At 70.1% G+C, this 20,708-nt stretch carries 19 protein-coding genes; 15 read left to right on the forward strand and 4 right to left on the reverse strand.

The window, feature by feature from the left end:
* Positions 1-51: 51 nt before the first annotated feature.
* Positions 52-1,788 (forward strand): M28 family metallopeptidase, encoded by a 1,737-nt coding sequence (locus QMO56_RS11770; protein WP_283525930.1) that lies wholly within the window; start codon positions 52-54, stop codon positions 1,786-1,788.
* On the forward strand, positions 1,785-3,440 hold the full coding sequence (locus tag QMO56_RS11775; protein WP_283525932.1) for a M28 family peptidase: 1,656 nt from the start codon (positions 1,785-1,787) through the stop codon (positions 3,438-3,440). The genes QMO56_RS11770 and QMO56_RS11775 overlap by 4 nt, the downstream gene beginning before the upstream one ends.
* A 79-nt stretch (positions 3,441-3,519) precedes the next feature.
* Here QMO56_RS11775 and QMO56_RS11780 read toward each other — a convergent pair whose 3' ends face one another.
* Genes QMO56_RS11780 through QMO56_RS11790 form a run of 3 tightly spaced genes read right to left on the reverse strand, consistent with a single transcriptional unit; the run spans position 3,520 to position 7,267 of the window.
* Entirely contained in the window at positions 3,520-5,808 is a 2,289-nt protein-coding gene (locus tag QMO56_RS11780) for a xanthine dehydrogenase family protein molybdopterin-binding subunit (protein ID WP_283525933.1), read from the reverse strand.
* Positions 5,805-6,791, reverse strand: a complete 987-nt coding sequence (locus tag QMO56_RS11785) for a xanthine dehydrogenase family protein subunit M (protein WP_283525935.1) — start codon at positions 6,789-6,791, stop codon at positions 5,805-5,807. The genes QMO56_RS11780 and QMO56_RS11785 overlap by 4 nt, the downstream gene beginning before the upstream one ends.
* Positions 6,788-7,267: a (2Fe-2S)-binding protein gene (locus QMO56_RS11790; RefSeq protein ID WP_283525937.1), complete on the reverse strand. Its 480-nt coding sequence runs from the start codon at positions 7,265-7,267 to the stop codon at positions 6,788-6,790. Before QMO56_RS11790 ends, QMO56_RS11785 begins: the two co-directional genes overlap by 4 nt.
* Before the next feature lie 211 nt (positions 7,268-7,478).
* Here QMO56_RS11790 and QMO56_RS11795 point away from each other — a divergent pair, with 211 nt between their 5' ends.
* On the forward strand, positions 7,479-8,009 hold the full coding sequence (locus QMO56_RS11795; RefSeq protein ID WP_283525938.1) for a TetR/AcrR family transcriptional regulator: 531 nt from the start codon (positions 7,479-7,481) through the stop codon (positions 8,007-8,009).
* Positions 8,010-8,027: 18 nt separating this feature from the next.
* Here the strand turns inward: QMO56_RS11795 and QMO56_RS11800 are convergent, their stop codons facing one another.
* On the reverse strand, positions 8,028-8,354 hold the full coding sequence (locus tag QMO56_RS11800) for an NIPSNAP family protein (RefSeq protein WP_283525940.1): 327 nt from the start codon (positions 8,352-8,354) through the stop codon (positions 8,028-8,030).
* Positions 8,355-8,512: 158 nt separating this feature from the next.
* On the opposite strand from QMO56_RS11800, the gene QMO56_RS11805 reads away from it, so the two are divergent.
* The 12 genes from QMO56_RS11805 (at position 8,513) to QMO56_RS11860 (ending at position 20,703) form a co-directional block, all read left to right on the forward strand.
* Complete coding sequence (locus QMO56_RS11805) at positions 8,513-9,214, forward strand: FadR/GntR family transcriptional regulator (protein WP_283525941.1); 702 nt, start codon at positions 8,513-8,515, stop codon at positions 9,212-9,214.
* A gap of 35 nt (positions 9,215-9,249) precedes the next feature.
* Entirely contained in the window at positions 9,250-10,389 is a 1,140-nt protein-coding gene (locus QMO56_RS11810; RefSeq protein ID WP_283525943.1) for a mandelate racemase/muconate lactonizing enzyme family protein, read from the forward strand.
* 2 nt (positions 10,390-10,391) lie between these two features.
* Positions 10,392-11,390 (forward strand): hydroxyacid dehydrogenase, encoded by a 999-nt coding sequence (locus tag QMO56_RS11815; RefSeq protein ID WP_283525945.1) that lies wholly within the window; start codon positions 10,392-10,394, stop codon positions 11,388-11,390.
* On the forward strand, positions 11,387-12,565 hold the full coding sequence (locus QMO56_RS11820) for a mandelate racemase/muconate lactonizing enzyme family protein (protein WP_283525947.1): 1,179 nt from the start codon (positions 11,387-11,389) through the stop codon (positions 12,563-12,565). Before QMO56_RS11815 ends, QMO56_RS11820 begins: the two co-directional genes overlap by 4 nt.
* On the forward strand, positions 12,562-13,704 hold the full coding sequence (locus tag QMO56_RS11825; protein WP_283525949.1) for a mandelate racemase/muconate lactonizing enzyme family protein: 1,143 nt from the start codon (positions 12,562-12,564) through the stop codon (positions 13,702-13,704). Before QMO56_RS11820 ends, QMO56_RS11825 begins: the two co-directional genes overlap by 4 nt.
* 58 nt (positions 13,705-13,762) lie before the next feature.
* Positions 13,763-14,758: a tripartite tricarboxylate transporter substrate binding protein gene (locus tag QMO56_RS11830; RefSeq protein ID WP_283525951.1), complete on the forward strand. Its 996-nt coding sequence runs from the start codon at positions 13,763-13,765 to the stop codon at positions 14,756-14,758.
* A gap of 142 nt (positions 14,759-14,900) precedes the next feature.
* The gene (locus QMO56_RS11835; RefSeq protein ID WP_283525952.1) at positions 14,901-15,614 is read left to right on the forward strand and encodes a CBS domain-containing protein; all 714 of its coding nucleotides are present in this window, start codon (positions 14,901-14,903) and stop codon (positions 15,612-15,614) included.
* A 275-nt stretch (positions 15,615-15,889) separates the two neighbouring features.
* Positions 15,890-16,684 (forward strand): class II aldolase/adducin family protein, encoded by a 795-nt coding sequence (locus tag QMO56_RS11840; RefSeq protein ID WP_283525954.1) that lies wholly within the window; start codon positions 15,890-15,892, stop codon positions 16,682-16,684.
* 86 nt (positions 16,685-16,770) lie between these two features.
* Positions 16,771-17,739, forward strand: coding sequence for a tripartite tricarboxylate transporter substrate binding protein (locus QMO56_RS11845; RefSeq protein ID WP_283525955.1), 969 nt, complete (start codon positions 16,771-16,773; stop codon positions 17,737-17,739).
* On the forward strand, positions 17,736-18,593 hold the full coding sequence (locus QMO56_RS11850) for an amidohydrolase (RefSeq protein WP_283525957.1): 858 nt from the start codon (positions 17,736-17,738) through the stop codon (positions 18,591-18,593). Before QMO56_RS11845 ends, QMO56_RS11850 begins: the two co-directional genes overlap by 4 nt.
* A 98-nt stretch (positions 18,594-18,691) precedes the next feature.
* Entirely contained in the window at positions 18,692-19,687 is a 996-nt protein-coding gene (locus QMO56_RS11855; protein WP_283525959.1) for a tripartite tricarboxylate transporter substrate binding protein, read from the forward strand.
* Between the two features lie 26 nt (positions 19,688-19,713).
* Entirely contained in the window at positions 19,714-20,703 is a 990-nt protein-coding gene (locus QMO56_RS11860) for a tripartite tricarboxylate transporter substrate binding protein (protein WP_283525961.1), read from the forward strand.
* Positions 20,704-20,708 lie beyond the last annotated feature (5 nt).

Consider the following 20,708-nt stretch of genomic DNA (forward strand, 5'->3'; position numbering starts at 1 on the left):
AACGGGAGAAACATCGGTTCGACTGCCGTACCGCGCAAGGGAGTGCCCAGAGTGCCCATCACCGATCTCGAACGCCGGTTCCTGGAAGCCGTCAGCCTCGATCAGCCCTGGAATCTGGTGGAGACCTTCTCCACCATGCCGCGCTGGCGGCCCGAGGACGTCAATGCCGCTGCGGATGTGATCGCCAGCCGGCTGACAGCCCTTGGCGTCCCGGTCGAGGTGCACCAGCCGGAGATCTGCCTCTCCGTGCCACTCTCCGCCTCGGTGCAGGCTGGTGGCAAGACTTATCGGGCCAAGCCGCCGTCCTCCTCGCTACCGGTGCCGCAGGGGCGCCGCGCGAAGCTGGTGAAGCTGCAGGCGAACCCGAAGGCCCTGCGCAGCTATAACCGCGACATTGCCACCCTCTTCGGCGGCAGCATCCGCTCCATCGAGGAGGTGCGGGCGCTGGTGGCAGGCAACATCGTCGTCATGGCCGGCTTCGGCAATCCGGCGCTGACCTCGCTGATCGAGGAATGGGGCGGCGTCGGCCTGATCGCCGTCAATCCCGGCGTGGACATCCACTGGGGCACCTGCACCACCATCTGGGGCAGCCCCGATCTCGCTGATCTGCCGCGCAAGCCGAAAATCCCCGTCGTGGCCGTCAACAACCCCGATGGGCAGGAGTTGATGGCGCTGGCGGAGCAGGGTGGCGAGGCTGCCATCTTCACCGAGATGCTGGAAGGCTGGTTCCCGCAGAAGATCCCGGTGGTGACCATCCCCGGCAGCGTTGAGCCGGAGAAGTTCGCGCTGGTGCACGGCCACTACGACAGCTGGGACGTGGGTGTCGGCGACAATGCCACCGGCGACGCCACGCTGCTGGAACTGGCGCGCGTGCTGTGGAACGGCCGCGCCGACCTGCGCCGCTCGGTGAAGATCGCCTGGTGGCCGGGGCACTCCACCGGGCGCTATGCCGGCTCCACCTGGTTCGCCGACCGCTTCGCGGTGGACCTCGATGAGAACTGCGTCGTGCAGATCAACTGCGACAGCCCCGGCTGCCGCTGGGCGACCAGCTATCACGACACGCGCGCCTTCACCGAGAGCGCCAAGGTGGCCACGCAGGCCATCCTGGACGTCGTGCCGGACGCCGAGGTGAAGACGTTGCGGCCGCCGCAGGCGGGCGACTACTCCTTCAACAATATCGGCCTGCCCAGTTTCTTCATGCTCTCCTCCACCATGCCGGAGCACCTGCGGAAGGAGAAGGGCTACTACGACGTCTCGGGTTGCGGCGCCAACATCGCCTGGCACACCGAGAACGACACGATCGAGATCGCCGACCGCGACATCCTGCTGACGGATATGCGCATCTACCTGCTCTCGGTGCTGCGCATCGCCAATGCGGAGGTGCTGCCCTTCGACTGGCTTGCCACCTGCGACGAGTTCCTGGCCACTATCGCGCAGTACGAGGCGGCTTCGGAGGGCATGGCCGATCTATCCACGGCGCGCACCGAGACCGAGGCGCTGCGGGCGGCGGTCGGAAAGCTGGCGACGGCCTCGGCCGCCGCACGCAATGCGGCAAGCCTCGGGCTGGCGCGCGTCCTCGTGCCGCTTAATGCGACGCGAGAGCCGCGCTTCCGGCATGATCCCGCCTATACTGTGCCCCCGCTGCCTACGCTGGCCATTGCCGCCGAATTGCCGAAGCTGCCGGAGGCACTGCGCCGCAGCGGCGGTGTCGAACTGATGCGGGGCCAGAACCGCTATGTCGCCGCCATTCGCGCCGCGACGCGGCTGGTGCGGGAGGCAATGGCATGAGCGGGGCCGTTGCCGCGTTGAAGGAGGCCGTCACGGGCCCGGCGCTGATGCGTCATGTGCAGGAATTCGCCCGCCGCGTGAAGCTCTCCGGCACGCCGGAGGAATTGGAGAGCTTCCGGTACCTGAAGGCGCAGCTCGATGGCTTCGGCTACCGCACGCGCCTGCTGATGCACGACGCCTATATCAGCCTGCCCGGCCCTGCGCAGGTGCAGGCGGGTGGCGAGATGGTGAAGGCCATCACGCAGTCCTTCTCGCGCCCCTCGCCGGCGGGCGGGCTGCGCGGGCCGCTGGCCGATCTCGGTCGCGGCACCGAGGCGGATTTCGCCGGGCGTGACGTGAGGGGTTGCATCGTGCTGGTGGAGGGCATCGCAAGCCCTGCGGTCGCGGCGCTCGCCTCCGCCGCCGGCGCCGCCGGGCAACTGCATGTCAGTCCGCAGCAGCACCTGCACGAGATGTGCATCTCGCCCGTCTGGGGCAGTCCTTCCGATGCCACGCGGCCGGCGCTGCCGGCGGCAGTGGTCTGTACCATCTCGCAGGAAGATGGTCAGATGCTGCGCGCGCGGCTTGCCGCCGGCGAGGCGCTGGAGGCCGTGCTGCACGCCGAGGTGGACACCGGCTGGCGGCAGACCCCGCTGCTGGAGGCGGAACTGGACGGGCAGGGCGGGGCGGAGGCGCCCTTCATCCTGTTCTCCGGCCATCACGACACCTGGTACGAGGGCGTGATGGACAATGGCTCGGCCAATGCGACCATGCTGGAGGCGGCGCGCGTGCTGGCCGAACGGCAGGGCGAGTGGCGGCGCGGGCTGCGGCTGTGCTTCTGGTCCGGCCATTCGCATGGCCGCTACTCCGGCTCTGCCTGGTATGCCGACACGCATTGGGAGGAGCTGGATCGCCGCTGTGCCGCGCATGTGAACGTCGATTCCACTGGCGGCATCGGCGCCACCGTCCTTACTCAGACCGGCGTGACGCCGGAGCTGGTTGCGCTCGCCGCCGATACCATCGCCGCAGAGACCGGGCAGCACTACACGGGCAAGCGGCCCTCGCGCAGCAGCGACCAGTCCTTCTGGGGCATCGGCATCCCCTCAATGTTCGGTGGACTGAGCACGCAGGTGCCGGGCACGCCGACCTTCGGTCCGCCCACCATGCGCAACGCGCTGGGCTGGTGGTGGCACACGCCGCACGATCTGATCGATAAGATCGACGAGGCCTTCCTTGTTCGTGACACGCGCGTCTTCGTCCACACACTCTGGCGCCTGCTGGCCGAGCCGGTACTGCCGCTGAACCCGGCCGCCACGGCTGCGGCGCTGCTCGAGGAACTGCGCGGCCTGTCGGCGGAAGGTCCTGCCGTGCCGCATCTGGCCCGGGCCGCCACGGCGGCGGAAGCTCTGGCGACTGCACCCCCTCCGTCCTCTGACCGTGCGGCGATGCTGGCCTGCCGTGCCCTGGTTCCCCTGCACATGACGGAAGGGGACCGGTTCGTGCATGATCCTGCGCTGCCGCAGCCGGCCTGGCCGCTGCTGCGCCCACTGCGGGCCTGGGCGCAGGCACCGGCGGGATCGGACGAGGCACGCTTCCTGGGAGTGGCGGCAGTCCGCGCCTGCAACCGCCTCGTCCACGGGCTGCAGCAGGCGCGCGAGGCATTGCGGGGCTGAGGCCGGGAGGCGCTGCCTCCCGGACCCTCTGCCGGGGAGGCAACAGCCTCCCCGGGCTCCGCGATCCGTTTCCCGCGCCTCAGACGAGGTCGGCCATCGTGATCGGCAGTTCGCGCACCCGCTTGCCGGTGGCGTGGAACACCGCATTGGCGATGGCCGGCGCGACACCGACGATGCCCAGCTCGCCCACGCCCTTGCCGCCCAGCGCCGAGGCGTGGGGGTCGGGTTCGCCCACTGAGATCACCTCGATCGACGGTACATCGGCATTGGTCGGCAGCAGGTAGTCGGCAAGGTTGTTGTTCAGCACACGGGCCTGGCGCGGGTCGATCATGCCGCCCTCCAGCAGCGCCTGGCCGATGCCCATGATGATGCCGCCCTTGATCTGGCTTTCCGCCAACTTCGGATTGTAGAGCCGCCCGGCATCGAAGGCGGTGACGATGCGGCGCAGGCGGATGCTGCGCAGCGCCTCGTCCACCGCCACCTCGACGAAATGCGCGCACCAGCTGTGCATCGAATAGTCACCGTCGGTCGGCGGCCGCATGCTGGAGACGGTGGTGAAGGCGCGGTAGCGGTCCTCCGGTGTCAGCCCGTTTTCCGACAGCGTGTCGCGCAGCGCCTCGATCCTGTCGCGCCCGAGGGCAGTCAGCAGCGCGCCGATCGGCAAAGGCGGCGCCTCGCCGCGCGGCGGTACGAGGTGGCCATGCTCCACCGCCAGGGTGTTCGCCACCCCGCGCAGCGGCGAACGCGGATCGGTCAGCGCGAGACCGATCAGCTCCTCCCGCGCTGCGCGGGCGGCCTTGTCCACCGCACCGGTCATCAACCCCGCCATCTGCGAGCCCCCGGTGACGGGCGCGCGCGGCAGGCTGGAATCGCCGAGCCGCACCCGCACCTGCGCCAGCGGCACGCTGAAGACCGCGGCCGCCGTCTGCGCCAGGATGGTGTAGGCGCCGGTACCCATGTCGCTGGTGCTGCTGGCCACCTCGACGGTGCCGTCGGCCAGGACGCGCACCATTGCCTCGCCGGGGCTGCGGCGCACCGGATAGGTGCCGGCCGCCATGCCCCAGCCGATCAGCAGCCGCCCCTCCCGCAGCGAGCCCGGGGCCATGCGGCGTCGCGCCCAGCCGAAGGCCTCCGCACCGGCGGCGAAGGCTTCGCGCAGCCGGCGCGTGGACCAGGGCTTGCCGGATTGCGGGTCCCGCTCGGCATGGTTCCGCAGGCGCAGGGCGAGCGGATCGACGCCGACCGCATAGGCCAGCTCGTCCATTGCGCATTCCAGGCCGAAGGCGGAGGGGTTCTCGCCGGGTGCCCGCTTGGCGAAGGGCAGCACCGTGTTCACCGGCACGAGGTGCTGCTGGCTGCTGAAATTCGGCAGGTCATACATCAGCGCGGTGACGGAGCTCAGCGGCTCGATCCAGACACCGTCCACCGAGGTCTCGTTGCAGCCGCGCTGACGGATGGCCAGCAGCCGGCCCTCTGCCGTTGCGCCCAGTTCCAACACCTGCCGGGTCGCCGCGCGGCCGCCGAAGGCGGTGAAGGTCTGCGGCCGGGTCAGCGCCAGTTTCACCGGCCGGCCGAGCTGCCGCGCGGCGAGCGCGGCGAGGGCGCCATGCGCCAGGGCCAGCGCCTTGGAGCCGAAGCCGCCGCCGATATAGGGCGAGATCAGCCGCACCTTCTCGAAGGGAATGCCGAACCACTCCGCATAGGTCCGTGCCATGCCGTCGAGCCACTGGCTGTGCTCCCAGATGGTGAGCGCATCGCCCTCCCAGCGGGCGATCAGCCCATGCGGCTCGATGGGCATCTGGTACTCGCGCGGGGTACGGTACTCGGCCGTAAGCCGCACCGGTGCCCCGGCGAAGGCCAGCGCCGCGTCGCCCCGCTCGATCGCCAGCGGTGGCAGCGGGTTGCCCTCGCCGGCGGCGGGGTCGTCCATGCCGGCGACCGCGGGCTCCCTGTCATAGGCGACGCGCAGCAGCGCGGCGGCCTCGGTCGCCTGCTCCAGCGTCTCCGCCACCACGGCGGCGATCTGCTGGCCGGTGTAGCGGATGGTGTGCTCCAGCGGCCGGTACTCGGGTTGCGTGGGCGCCTCCCCGGTCCAGGTGGAGGCGGCGCGCAGGGGCGGCGTGCTGTCCGGCGTCAGCACCAGCAGCACGCCGGGGGCGGCGCTGGCGGCGCGCGTGTCAATCGTGCGCACCCGGCCGGCGGGAATAGTGGATTGAACGATCACCGCATGCGCCACGCCCTCCACCGGATGGTCGAGGGCGTAGCTGGCCGCGCCGCGAACCTTGGCGCGGCCATCAATACGCGGCAGGCGGGCGCCGAGGCCGTCGCCGGCATCGCCCCGCCGGGGAGTGGGATCCAGGGGCGTCATGCGCGCTCTTCCCAAAGCAGCGTCTCGATGGCGCGGGCGACCAGGCGCGGCGCCAGCTCCAGCTTGTGGCGATTGTCGGGCCGGGGTGTGGCACCCTGCATGGCCAGCAGGCACGCCTCGCGGACCGCCTCGGGCGTCGGCTCCCGGCCGGTCAGGGCCGCCTCCACGGCGCGGGCGCGCCAGGGGATGGTGGCGACGCCGCCGAGCGCCACGCGCAGGGTGGCAACCCGGCACTCCGCATCCAGTTCCAGCCCGGCCGCGACGCTGACGGTGGCGAACTCGTAGGAGGCGCGGTCGCGCAGCTTCAGGTAGGTCGAGCGCCGCGCCGCCCGGCTGGCGGGCAGAGTGACCGCCGTGATGATCTCGCCCGGAGCGAGGGCGAACTCGCGCTCGGGCGTGGTGCCGGGCAGCAGGAAGAAATCGGTGGCTGCGACCTGTCGCTCGCCAAGATGGATGATGGCATCGAGCGCGACGAGCGCCACCGCAAGATCGCCGGGATAGGTGGCGATGCAGGCCTCGCTGGTGCCCAGCAGGGCGTGGTTGGTGGTGATGCCGTCGAGGGCCGCGCAGCCGCTGCCGGGGGTGCGACGGTTGCAGGCGGGAAAGCTGGCGGGGTCGCGGAAATATGCGCAACGGGTGCGCTGCAGCAGGTTGCCGCCGATCGTCGCCATGTTGCGGATCTGCGCCGAGGCGGAAAGCGAGAGCGCCTGCGCCACGGCGGGGAAGGCCGTGCGCACCGCCGCATCCTCGGCCACGCGCGCCATCCGCGCCAGGGCACCGAGCCGCAGGCCCTGCGCATCGACGGTGATTTCGTCCAGGCCGGGCAGGCGGGTGATGTCGATCACCTGCTCCGGTCGCGCCACCTCGCACTTGGCCAGGTCGAGCAGGGTGGTGCCGCCGGCCAGGATGGCGGCGTCGGTCGTTGCCGCCTGCTGTCGCGCGGCCTCCAGGCCGCTGGCCCGGTGATAGGAAAAGGCCTTCATGCCAGCCCCTCCGCGGCCCGGCGTACGGCGGCGACGATGTGCGGATAGGCGCCGCAGCGGCAGAGATTGCCTGCCATGTACTCGCGGATCTCCGCCTCCGAGCCGGCATGGCCCTCACGGATGCAGGCGACGGCGGACATGATCTGTCCGGGCGTGCAGAAGCCGCACTGGAACGCATCCTCTTCCAGGAAGGCGGTCTGTACGGCGTGCAGCGCGCCGTCCGGCCCGGCGAGCCCCTCGATGGTGGTGACGGCGCGGCCTTCGGCCTGGCAGGCCAGGGTGAGGCAGGACAGCACCCGCTCGCCGTCGAGATGCACGGTGCAGGCGCCGCATTGGCCCTGGTCGCATCCTTTCTTGGTGCCGGTGAGATGAAGCTGCTCGCGCAGCGCGTCGAGCAGGGTGGTGCGGCCTTCGGCCTCGAACACATGGTCCTGGCCGTTGATCGAAAGCGTCAGGAGGGTGGTCACGGACGGCATGGCGGCGCGTCCTGGCGGCAGGGAAGGGGCATGACAATGGCTCCCGATGGTCGGATACTGCGCCTTGGAAGGATAAACGGAGGGTTCCTCCGTTTATCCAAACTAAGGTCCCGGCGGGCCTGGTCAAGGGTGAGGCATGTCGGCGGCTGGAGAATGTGATCGGGAGCCCCGCAAGCGGGCCGACGCGCGGCGTAATCGCGAGCGCCTGCTGATGGCCGCGCGAGCGCTGGTCGCGGAGCAGGGCATGGCGGCCTCGCTGGAGGCCGTGGCGCGTCAGGCCGGACTGGGCATCGGAACGCTGTACCGGCACTTCCCGACGCGGGAGGCGCTGGTGGAAGCGCTGTTCCGCGAGGAGCATGCCGCGCTGGTGGCTGCTGCCGACGATCTGGCGGCCCGGCTGCCGGCCGATGAGGCGCTGGCGCGGTGGCTGCAGCGCAGCCTGGACTACCTGGCCACCAAACGCGGCCTTGGCGACAGCCTGCACCAGCTCCTGCAGGCGCGGCCGGACATCGTGGCAGCCGTGCAGGGGGGCTTCCCCAGCGCCGTGGCGCGGTTGCTGGCTGCGGCCATCGCGCAGGGGAGTGTCCGGCCCGATGCCGAGCCGGAGGACATTCTGCACACGTTGACCGGCATCTATTCCGCCCCGGCCGGGCCGGATTGGCGGCGCCGGGCGGGCCGCATTGTCGGCCTGCTGATGGACGGGCTTCGCGCCAGGCCGGAAAAGGCCCTTCCGCGGGGATGAACCGGCCGGGCGCCCGCGCTATGCCTCCTGCCAGCGCAGCTGCATGAAAGGTGCGGGCACGAGCAGCTTGTTCTCCTGCGTAAACACCATGGGCCGGACCTTGGCGGCATAGGCCTTCCAGGTGGGATCGGCGAGCAGGCGCGCACGCCGTTCGCGGCGCTCCTCCAGGCTTTCATAGGCCCAGAGATGGATCACCTGGTTCAACGGCCCGAACTCGGTTGTGTAGTAGCCGACCATCCGCCCCAGGATTGGCCGCTGGATCGCCATCCCCTCCGCTTCATAGGCCCTGATGTAGGCGGCCGCCTCGCCGGCGCGCAGCGTATAGATCCGTTCCTCGACGATCATCGGTACCCCCCCCCTGAATTGCGGCCTTGTGGTCCAACCAGATTGGCCTTACCAATTTGGTAGATCCAGTTTTCAGGGGTGTCCAGTCGCTCATGCGGAGCAAACAACGCGAACCCGTCCTGCCGCCTTCCACCGGGGAAGATGCCGCAATCGCGCCCATGGACGAGCGCACCAGCCTGATCGGTCGCCTGCTGCCTTTCATTGCGCATCGCCGGCTGGAGCCGGGGGACCGGCTGCCGTCGGAGCGGGAACTGGCGGAACGCTTCGGGGTCAGCCGTGGCGCGTTGCGGGAAGCCATCGCGGTGCTGGAGACGCTGCGCATGGTGGAGCGCCGGCCCAATTCCGGCATCTATCTCCGTGCCGTGGACAAACAGGGCAGTCTGGACGCGATCGTGCTGCAGGCCGAACTGGGGATTCCGCTGACCGAGACGGAGGTGCGGGAGGTGGTGGAACTGCGCCGCATCCTCGAACTCCAGGCCGTGCGCCTGGCAGCCGAGCGCCGCGACGCAGCCGACCTGGCACGGATCGACCAGGTGCTGGCGGAGAGCGCGCGCGTCATCGGCGCGGGTGAAAACCTGGCCGACCAGGATGCGGCCTTCCACCTCGCAGTGGTGGAGGCGGCGGGCAACCACGTCTTCCTGCGGGTGGTGAACTCCTTTTATCTGCTCTCCCGCACGCGGCGGCGCCACTACTTCGCCGATGGCCAGCGCGCGCCCCTGTCGCACGCCCAGCATGTCGCGTTGCGCGATGCTCTCGTCGCGCGCGACCCGGACCGTGCCGAGGCGGCGATGGGCGGTCATCTGCGGGGCGTCGAGAGCTACTGGATGGAGCTGCTGCAGCGACGATCGCGCACCGACTGACCGGCCGCAGAACGGCGCCAGGGAGGAGGACAAGAATGAAGATCACCGATTTAACCTGCCATGTGCTGCAGTCGAAGGTGGAGCAGCCCTTCACCTCGGCGCGCGGCTGGCTCTATACGACGCGGGCCTCCTGCATCGTGGAAGTTTCCACCGACGCAGGCATCACGGGATGGGGCGAGTGCTACGGCCCCGCAGCGGTGAATCGCAGCATCATCGAGACGCAATATCGCAACCGCGTGATCGGCCGTGATCCCTTCGATGTCGAGGTGATCTGGGAGGATCTCTACAACCGCATCAAGGATTATGGCCTGACCGGCATGACCATCGCCGCGCTGTCGGGCATCGACATCGCGTTGTGGGACATCATGGGCCACGCGGTTGGCAAGCCCGTGCACAAGCTGATCGGCGGGGCGCACCGCACCGAACTGACCGCCTATGCCACCGGCCTCTACTTCATCGACATGGACCGGCTGGTGGAGGAAGCGGCAGAGGAGGCGCGGAAATACGCCGAGCAGGGCTTCCGGGCCATCAAGATGAAGATCGGCCTCGGCGACCCCAAGCTCGACCTGCGGCGGGTGGCGGCGGTGCGCGAGGTGATCGGGCCAGACATCAGGCTGGCCGTGGATGCCAACCACTGCTTCACCGTGCCGCAGGCCATCCGCCTGGGCCGCGCGATGGAGGAGCTCGACATCCTCTGGTTCGAGGAGCCAATCAGCCCGGAGGACCATGACGGCTATGTGGAGGTCACGCGCGCGCTCGACATGGCGGTGGCGGGCGGCGAGAACGACTTCACGCGCTGGGGCTTCCGTGACGTGATCGCGCGCAAGGCGATGGACATCGTGCAGCCCGACGTCTGTGCCGCCGGCGGCATCAGCGAGTGCCGCAAGATCGCCGCCATGGCCTCGGCGCACGGGGTGGAATGCGTGCCGCATGCCTGGGGCTCGGCCATCGGGCTGGCGGCGACGGTGCAGTTCCTGGCGGCCCTGCCGGATACGCCGCCCGCCCTGCGGCCGATGCCGCCCATGCTGGAATTCGAGCAGACGCCCAATCCGCTGCGCGACATGCTGGCGCGTGAGCCGATCGAGCAGCGGTGCGGCATCGTGCGGGTGCCGGACGGGCCGGGGCTCGGCATCGAGATCAACCGCGACGTCCTGCACCGCTACAAGGTGGCCTGACCATGCTCGTCGCGCTGACCGATCCGATCGACCCGGCGGGCGAAGCCATCCTGCGCGAGTCCGGGCATGCCGTGGAGCTGGCGCAGGAGGGTGGACTGGATGACCTGCTGGCCCGGGCCGATGCCGTCATCGTGCGGCGCAAGCTGCCGGATGACCTTTCCGCGCGTGCACCGCGCCTGCTCGGCGCCATCCGGCAGGGGGTGGGCGTGGACATGATCCCGGTGGAGGACTGCACGGCGCAGGGCGTGCTGGTGGCCAATGTACCCGGCGGCAATGCTGACTCCGTCGCGGAGTTCGCCATCGCACAGATGCTGGCCATTGCACGTCATGCGGAGGCCATGCACGCCCTGCTGCTGCGGGAAGGGTGGAACACCGCTCGCGCGCAATCGGCGGCGGCCTCGGAACTGCGCGGCCGTACGCTGGGCATCATCGGTGTCGGTGCCATCGGGCAGCGGCTGGCGGAGATTGCCGCGCATGGTTTCCACATGCGGGTGCTCGGCCACCGCCGCAATGCCGCCGGCCTGCCGGAGCACATCCGCTACGCCACGCCGGAAAGGCTCTTCGCCGAGAGCGACTACATCGTCCTGGCCTGCCCGCTGACGGAAGCGACGCGTGGCCTCGTCTCGGCCGCGCTGCTCGCCCGGATGAAGCCGGACGCCTGGCTGCTGAACGTCGCGCGCGGGCCGGTGGTGGACGAGGCTGCGCTGCTGGAGTCCCTCCGCGCGCGGCGGATCGGTGGCGCGGCGCTCGATGTCTATGCCGTGCAGCCGCTGCCGGCGGACCATCCCTTCCGCAGCCTGCCGAACGTGCTGCTGACGCCGCATACGGCGGGGCTGAGCCGCGAGGCCGTGACGCGCATGAGCATCGGCGCGGCGGAGGAGACTGTCCGCATCCTTCGCGGCGAGCAGCCGCGGAGCTTCATCAACCCGGAAGCCTGGAAGGCGGCGCTGCGGCGGCGTGCGCGTCTCGGGCATTCCGCCCCGGAGGTCAGCCCGGCATGAGGATCTCGCGCGTCCAGGCCACGTGGTGCCGTGTGCCGATCCCTTACGACCAGCAGCACACCAGCGATTTCGGCCGTGTGCCCACCTTCGACTCCGTCATCGTGCGGGTGGAGACGGATACCGGCCTGACCGGCTGGGGCGAGGCCAAGGCCGGTGTGGGCAGCGCCGCCGCCTGCGCCGGCCTCGCCGCCATCATCAACCAGGATTACGCGCCACTCCTGCTGGGCCAGGACCCGCGCGACATCACCCGCCTGTGGGACGTGATGTACAACACCCCGCGCGAGGGCTACGCCATCGCCCGAGGGCATGCCCTGCCGCAGCTCGGCCGGCGCGGGCTTTCCATTTCCGCCATCGCGGGGGTGGACGTCGCCCTGTGGGACATCCTGGGCAAGTCGCTCGGCGTGCCGGTCTGGCGCCTGCTGGGCGGGCGGCGGGCGGAGCGCATGCCGGCCTATGCTTCCGGCGGCTGGGCGGATGCGACGAAGATCGGCGCGCAGCTCAAGGGCTACTGCGACAAGGGCGGCTTTCGTGCGGTGAAGATGCGTGTCGGTGTCATGGACGGCTCGCCCGCCGCCTCCGCGGCCCGCGTGCGGGCGGCGCGGGAGGCGCTGGGCCCGGAGATCAAGCTGATGGCCGACGCACACGGCACCTGGACCGTGGCCGAGGCGCGGGCCTTCTGCCGCATGGTGGAGAACCTCGACCTCTTCTGGTTCGAGGAGCCGGTCAGCGCCGACGACAAGCACGGCCTCGCCGAGGTGCGCCGCTGCTCCACGGTGCCGATCAGCACGGGGGAGAGCGAGTTCACCCGCCACGACTTCCGCGAGATCGCCGAGCTGCGCGCCGCCGACGTGCTGCAGCCGGATCTGGCGATCGCCGGCGGGCTGACCGAGGGGCTGCGCATTTCCGCCATTGCCTCCGCCTTCAACCTGCGGCTGGCGCCGCATCTCTGGTCCGGCGCGCCGGCCTTCGCCGCCGGGCTGCACCTGGCGGCGACGCAGAGCGTCGGCTTCATCCTGGAATACTCCCTCGGCCACAACCCGATGCTGCACGACCTGATCGAGGAGAGCTTCCCGGTCACGGATGGGCATGTCGCGTTGCCCGACCGCCCCGGCCTCGGCATCACCGTGCGCGAATCCTTCCTGCAGCAATATGGGCAGCCCGGAGTTCCGACATGAGCAAGATCGTTTCCATCAAGGCCTATCCGACCTCTTTCCCGGTGCCCAAGGACGGCGGCGTCGCGCTGGGCGTCGGCCGCGCGGTGAAGCGGGACGCGGTGGTGGTGAAGGTCACCACGGAGGACGGGCTGGTCGGCTGGGGCGAGAGCCATCACGGCCGCGCCCATACGGCCGTCGCCGCGCTGCTGGAAACCACGCTGAGCCGTCTCGTGATGGGCATGGACGCGGTGGACACGGTCGGCGTCTGGAACAGGATCTACCGCAACCAGCTCGCCAGCCACGGCATGGGCGCGGGCTGCGCGCTGGCCATGTCCGGGCTCGACATGGCGCTGTGGGACATCCGCGGCAAGGCGGCCGGCTGGCCGCTTTATCGGCTGCTCGGGGGCGCGTCGCGGCCGGTGCCGGCCTATGCGGGGGGTGTCGCGCTCGGCTATCAGCCGCCGGAGCAGCTGGTGGAGGAGGCGCGACCGCACCTGGAGGCCGGCTACCGCGCGCTGAAGTTGCGCATCGGCGACACGGTGCGGAACGACATCAGCCGCATGGAGGCCGTGCGCGACGCTTTCGGCGAGGAGATCGACATCCTCGCTGACGCCAACACCGCTTACCGGCTGGAGGATGTCCGCCGCGTGCTGCCGGCGATGGACCGGCTGGGGATGGGCTGGCTGGAGGAGCCTTTCCCACCGCATGACCGCCGCGCCTATGCGCAGGCCCGCAGCTATGGCCGGACGCCGCTGGCGGTGGGCGAGAATCACTTCACCCGCTTCGAGTTCACCCCGCTGCTGGACGACGGCGCCATCGGCATCTGGCAGCCGGACCTGTCGAAATGCGGTGGCATCACGGAGGCGCTGCGCATCGCAGCAATCGCCTCCGCGTACAAGATCCCTGTCCACCCGCACAGCTCGATGACCGGGCTGAACCAGGCGGCGAGCATCCATTTCCTCTGCGCCATCGACAATGCCGGCTACTTCGAGGCCGATGTGTCGCGCGGCAACCTGTTCCGCGACGCCCTGGTCAGCGAGCCCTGGCGCATCGGCGGGGATGGCTGCGTGCGGCCGCTGGAGCGGCCCGGCATCGGTGTGGAGGTGGATGAGGATTTTCTGAAGGCCCATCCGGCGATCGAGGGGCCTGGCTACGTGTGAACCCAACCCGCCGTGACCGCCCGGGACAAGGGCGGCCTGGCAAGCAGAGGAGGAACATATGGCAGAGAAGAAACGGCGCGGCATGCTGCGCCACCTGGCGACCCTGGCCCTGGCCGGCACCCTCATCCCGGGCGGCATCGCGGCCGCGGTGGAGAACTCGTTCCCGTCGCAGGAAATCCGCTTCATCAACGCCTTCTCGCCCGGCGGAACCTCCGACATGCTGGGCCGCATCCTGGCCGACCAGCTCTCGAAGCAGCTCAGCCAGCGGGTGGTGGTGGACAACCGCACCGGCGCGGGCGGCGTGATCGGCACGCAGGAGCTGGCGCGCGCGGCGCCGGATGGACATACGATCCTGCTGGCCTCCATGGGCATCATGACCATCACGCCGCAGATGCAGGCAGTGCCCTATGATGTCGGGAAGGACATTACACCGGTTGCCAACGTCGCATCGGTCTACAACATTCTCGTCGCCAGCCCGAAGAGCGAGATCCGCACCTGGCAGGATCTCGTGCGTCTGGGCAAGGACAGCAGCCGCAACCCGCGCTGCGCAACGGTCGGGGCGGGGTCCAGCCAGCAGCTTTCCTGTGTGCTCTTCGCGTCTCTCACCGGAGCGCGCATCGACCAGGTGCCCTATCGCGGCGGCGCGCCGGCGATTCTCGACATCACATCCGGCCGCGTGGAGGTGATGTTCGGCAACATGCCGGAATTCCTGGGGCAGATCCGCGACGGCGGGTTGCGGCCGGTGGCCTATGGCGCGGCGGATGCCTCGCCGTTGCTGCCGGATGTCCCCGTCATCTCCAAGACCGGCCTGTCCGACTTCGTCATCCCGAACTGGTTCGGGGTGGTGATGCCGGGTGGTGCCTCGCCGGCGCTGGTGCAGCGGTGGAATGTGGAGATCAACAAGGCGCTGGAAGCGCCGGAGGTGCAGCGCCGCTTCACCGAGAACGGCCTGCAGCGGCTCGGCGGCACGCAGGAGGCTTTCCTGCAGCAAATCGCCGCGGACCGGGCACGGTGGGGCAAGGTCATCCGCGAGCACAATATCCGGCCGGAGTAACGGCCTCGATACTCTCAGGCTTGTGAAGGTCGCGTCTGATCTAGCGCAAGATCATGCGGCAGATGCCCATGCTGTCCTTCCGCCGCTGCCGGCACACAGCCGCGCAGGCACCGTGGCAGTGGCGGAAGGGAGGACCGGGGCGATGCTCGCGCGCGACTCGATGACGCAGGACGTCGTGACTGTTCCCGAGGACATGGCTGTGGCCGGCGTGGCGCGGGTGCTGGCGGAAGCGGGGATCTCCGCCGTGCTGGTCACCGATGGGGAGCACCGCCTGCTCGGCATCGTTGCCGAACTGGACCTCATCCGCGGCCTCTCCGAGGAAGATGCTGCTCCACAGGGCTGGCTGGCTTCGCTGTTCGCCGACCGGCGTGGCCTGGCAGAGCGCTATGCACGGGTGCACGGGCTGCGGGCCGGTGACGTGATGACACGTCATGTTGCCACCGTTTCGGAAGCGGCCCCGGCCGAGGCGATCGCGTGGCTGATGGAGGAGAAGGGCATCCGCAGTGTGCCGGTGGTCACCGGCGATGGCCGGCTGTGCGGTATCGTCTCGCGCTCCGACCTGCTGCGGGCCGTGCTGGCGGCCGCCCCAGCAGTGGAGAGCCCGCAGGGCACGCTCGACGCTCGGATCCAGCGTGACATCCTGGAGGCCATGCGCCAGCAGCCCTGGGCCGATCTTCGCCGCATCTCGGTGGAGGTCCGGAACGGCGTCGTGCGGTTGGAAGGCTACCACCGCTCGCCCGAGGCGCAGCATGCCGCGCGCATACTGGCCGAGCGCATCGAGGGTGTGGAAGCGGTCGAGGACCAGACGCGTCTCACACCGGCTCGCTATCAGTACGGCTTCGGCGGCCCTCTCTGAGGACTCTGGGGCGCGGGTGAGGGGAGGGGAGGCGAGAGGCCCCGCCAAAAACCCCCTCCTGGAGCCAGCCACTGCCCCAGCAACGGCCGTGACGGACGCACAGCGCAGGGGAAAGGTATGGTTCCCCTGCTGCCGGGCGGCCCGGCTTCGCGCTTGCGCACGATCCCGCACCGGCGCATTGTATACCGCAGAATACGAAATGCTGGGCCAGACTGCGGAAGCCCGCGCAGCGCCGCGGCTTGCCGTCTGGAGGGCCAGCAAGCAGGAGGACGGCCATGCTTGAAAAAACCCGCAGGCAACTGCGCATCAGTGACATGCGCTCCAAGGTTTCGCCGGAGGAATGGGAGGCGCGGGTGGATCTCGCCGCCTGCTACCGCCTCATCGCGCATTACGGCATGGCGGACATGATGGCGAACCACATCTCCGCCCGCGTGCCGGGCGAGGGCGCCGCCTTCCTGATCAATCCCTATGGCATGATGTATGAGGAGATCACCGCCTCCTCGCTCGTCAAGGTCGATGCCGATGGCAAGATCCTCGCCAAGCCGGACTATGGCGACTTCGACTATGGCATCAACCGCGCCGGCTACGTCATCCACAGCGCTGTGCATTCGGCCAAGCACGAGATCGACTGCGTCATTCACACGCATACCTGGGCGGGCATGGCGATTTCCACGCTGGAATGCGGGCTGCTGCCGATGACGCAGACCTCGATGCGTTTCCTGCGCATCGGCTATCATGACTATCGCGGCGTGGTGCTGGACGAGGCGGAGAAGGATTCGCTGGTCGCCGATCTCGGCGACAACAACGCGCTGATCCTGCGCAACCACGGGCTGATGACAGTCGGCCGCACCATTGCCGAGGCTTTCAACGCCATCCACCGGCTGGAACTGTCCTGCCGGTCGCAGCTTGCCGCGATGGCCTGCAACACGCCGCTGGTACAGGTGCCGCAGGACGTGCTCGATGCCACCTACATGAACTATCAGCCGCAGACGCGCCGCCCCTATGGCGTGATGGAGTGGCCGGCGCTGCTGCGGATGCTCGACCGCCTCGACCCCAGCTACGCCGACTGAGGGGAACCTCTCCGCGGGCGGGGCACTGCCCCGCCTGCCGCGCTTCCAAACGTCCAAGCAACAAACAACAGGCAAAGGAGTCCGCGATGAAGCTGACCCGTCGCCATGCCTTCGGCTTGCTCGCCGCACCCCTGCTTGCGGCAGCAGGATGGCCCGATCGTCCGATCCGCGTCGTGGTGCCCTATGCCCCCGGCGGCAATATTGACCTGGTCGCGCGCCTGCTCGCGCCACGCATGTCGGAAATGCTGGCCCAGACAGTGATCGTCGAGAATCGGCCGGGGGCTGGCGGCAGCCTCGGTGCGGAGAGCGTCGCCCGCGCTGCGCCGGACGGCTATACCCTGCTCGCCGGCTCGAACGGGCCACTCACCGTGAACCCGCTGGTGCAGGCCTCGCTCACCTACCAGCCGCTGAAGGACTTCGCGCCGATCGGCCAGGTCAACCGCGTGCCGCTGGTGCTGATGGTCACCGATGCGGTGAAGGCGCGCGATGTCCCCGCGCTGGTGACGGAATCCAAGGCCGGTGGGCAGGGATTTTCCTGCGGCACGGCGGGTGTTGGCAGCACCGGGCATCTGGCGCTGGAACTGTTCAACAATGCCACCGGCGCCCAGTTGCTGCACGTGCCCTATCGCGGCGGCGGCGCGGTGGTGCCGGATTTCCTTGCCGGCAACGTCAAGGCGATGTTCATCGAATACTCCACGGCGCTGCCGCTGCACCGCGATGGCAAGGGCCGCATCCTCGCCATTGCTGCCGATCACCGCTCGTCGCTGCTGCCGGATGTCCAGACCTTCATCGAAGGCGGCGTGAAGGATTTCCGCGCCGCCAGCTATTGCGGGCTGCTGGCGCCGAGCGGCACGCCGGCGGCGACGCTCGCCCGGCTGCAGGAGGCACTGGCGCAGGCCGTGGCTGATCCCGGCATCCGCAAGCAGTTGCAGGAGATGGGCTCCGAGCTGGCCGAGGGCGCGCTGCTGACGCCGACGGGGTTCGCCAGCTTCCTGCGCGAGCAGGCGGCGGAGGCGAAGCGCGCCGCCGATCTCGCCGGGATCCAGCCCTCGTGAGCGCGCCCGATCCGCGCATCCCGCCCGGCGCCTGCGACTGCCACTGCCATGTCTTCGGTCCCGCCGCGCGCTTCCCCTATGCCGAGCCGCGCTCCTACACGCCGGAGGACGCGCCGCTGGAGATGTATCTGGCGCTGCTCGACCAGCTCGGTCTGGCGCGCGGCGTGGTGGTGCAACCCAGCGCCTATGACCGCGACAACACCGCCACGCTGGACGCGCTGCGCCGCGCGCCGGAGCGGCTGCGCGGCGTCGCGGTGGGCGGGGCGGAGCTGACGCCCGCCATCCTGCGGGAGATGCACGCGGCCGGCATCCGCGGGCTGCGCGCCAACGAGTACCGCCGCGCCGGGCAGGCGGCCTATCATGGCGGCGTGCGGCTGGCCGAGATCATGCCGTTGATGCCCGCCATGGCCGATCTTGGCTGGCACCTGCAGCTCTGGATCGACGCCGCCGACCTGCCGGAGCTGCTGCCGCAACTGGTGCGGCTGCCGGTGCCGGTCGTGGTGGACCATATGGGCCGATTGCACCACAGCCGCGGCACCGCCGATCCCGGCTTCCAGGCTCTGCGGCGCGGCGCGGCCGAGGGGCGGCTCTGGGCCAAGCTGTCCGGCACCTATCGGCTCGGTGCAACGGCGCCCGATTACGCCGAGGCCCGTCCCTTCCATGAGGCCCTGCTGGCCGCCAACCCGGAAGTGCTGGTCTGGGGCACGGACTGGCCGCATCCGCGCCCCGAGGGGCCGGTGCCGGACGCGGCGGCGCTGCTGCGGATCTTTCTCGACTGGACGCCCGACCCCGCCGACCGCGCACGGGTCCTGAGCCGCAATCCGGCGCGGCTCTACGACTTCCCGCCGGCCTGAGGCGGGGCCGGGCCGCGGGGACGGGCACCGCGGCAGCCGGTGGCTGACGCCCGCAGGCCAGGCAACGACAGCACCACAAGCGTGCGGAGGAAGGGAAGATGACCAGGAAGATCGCCCGGCGGCGGCTGTTGCAGGCCACGCCGCTGTTCGCTGCATCATGTCTCGTGGCCGGGCTGCCGCGCCCGGCGCGTGCCGCCGACTGGCCGACGCGGCCGGTGCGCTTCATCGTCTCCTTTACGCCGGGTGGTACCACCGACATCATCGCCCGCCTCGTCGGCAATGCGCTGGGTGAGCAATGGGGGCAGCCGGTGGTGGTGGAGAACCGCCCGGGCGCCGGCGGCAACATCGGCACGGAATACGTCGCCCGTGCCGACCCGGACGGCTACACGGTGCTGGTGGGCTCGGTGGGGCCGCTGGCGGTGAATCAGTCGCTCTACAAGGACCCGGGCTTCCGCACCCTGGAGGATTTCGCCCCCGTCACCGAGCTGGCGGGGGTGCCGAACATCCTCGTCGTGCCGGCCGCCTCGCCGCTCCACAGCGTGGCCGATCTGGTGGCCGCGGCGAAGCGGCAGCCGGGAAAGCTCAGCTATGGCTCCACGGGGGTCGGCACCTCCTCCCACCTCTCCGGCGCGCTGGCCGACCACATGGCGGGGATGACGACCGTCCACGTGCCCTATCGTGGCGCCGGCGCGCTGAACGACCTGCTCGCGGGGCGGGTGGACTTCATGTACGCCACCATCCCCTCCTGCATCGAGCATGTCCGTGCCGGCAAGCTGCGCGCGCTGGCGGTCAGCAGCCTGCACCGCTCGCGCGCCGCGCCTGACGTGTCGACCATGGCGGAGTCCGGCTTTCCCGGTTTCAACGCCTCCTCCTGGTTCGGCATGGTCGCCCCGGCGAAGACCCCGTCCGAGATCGTGCGCAAGATCGCCGGCGACACGATCGCCCTGCTGAAGAAGCCGGATATCGAGGCGCAGATGGTCAACCAGGGCGCCGACCCGGTGGCCAGCACGCCGGAGGAGTTCCGCGCCTTCATCGCCGAGGAGATCGCCCGCTGGGGCGAGGTGGTGAAGCTGTCCGGTGCGAAGGCCGACTGATCGGCCGTGGAACGGAGGAGGAAGCAATGCCGGAAGTGACACGGCGGTCCATGCTGGCCGCGGCGGCACTCGGGGGGAGCGCATCGGGGCTGGCATGGACCGCCCGGGCGCAGGCGCCCTGGCCGGAGCGCACGGTCGTGCTGATCGTGCCCTATGCGCCGGGCGGCTCGAACGACGTGGTGGCACGGCTGCTGGCGCCGAAGCTGCAGGCACTGCTGGGCCGGAGCATCGTGGTGGAGAACCGCGCGGGTGCCGGCGGGGCGATCGGCACGGCGCAGGTCGCCCGCAGCGCGCCGGATGGCTACACGCTGCTGGTCTCCTCGGCCAGCAACCACGTGATGAACCCGCTGGTGGTGCCGGACCAGGGCTATGACGTGCGCCAGGCCTTCGACGGCGTCACGATGCTGGTGGACGTGCCCCTGGCGCTGACGGTCGCCAACAAGCTGGGCGTGCATGACGTGCCGGCCCTTCTGGCGCTGCTGAAGCGGGAGCCGGGCAAGCACAGCTTCGCCTCCTCCGGCGTCGGCGGTTCGCAGCATCTGGCGGGCGAGCTGTTCCGGCTGCGGGCCGATGTGGACATCGTCCATGTGCCCTATCGCGGCGGCGGCCCGGCGCTGAACGACCTGGTGGCCGGGCAGGTCTCGATGGGCTTCCTGAACCTGCCGACCGCGCTGCCGCAGGCGGAGGCCGGCAAGGTGACCATCCTGGCCGTCGCCGGCGAGAAGCGCAGCGCGCTGAAGCCCGACCTGCCGACCGTGGCGGAAGCCGGCGTGCCGGGCTTCGCCGTGCGCTCCTGGACCGCGCTCTTCGCGCCGCATGGCGTGCCCCCGGCGGTGATACAGAGGCTCAACGCCGCCATCCGGGAGGCCATGGCCGACCCCGCCCTGCAGGCTCGGCTGCAGGAGCTGGGGGTGGAGCCGGACCTCTCGGAGCCGCAGGCGCTCGACGCCTTCGTGCGCGAGGAGTTCGCGCTCTGGGGGCCGGTGATCAAGGCGGCGCATGTCACGGCGCAGTGATGGCG

Origin of the sequence: Roseomonas sp. E05 (assembly GCF_030063475.1) — a bacterium.
Lineage (GTDB): Bacteria > Pseudomonadota > Alphaproteobacteria > Acetobacterales > Acetobacteraceae > Pseudoroseomonas.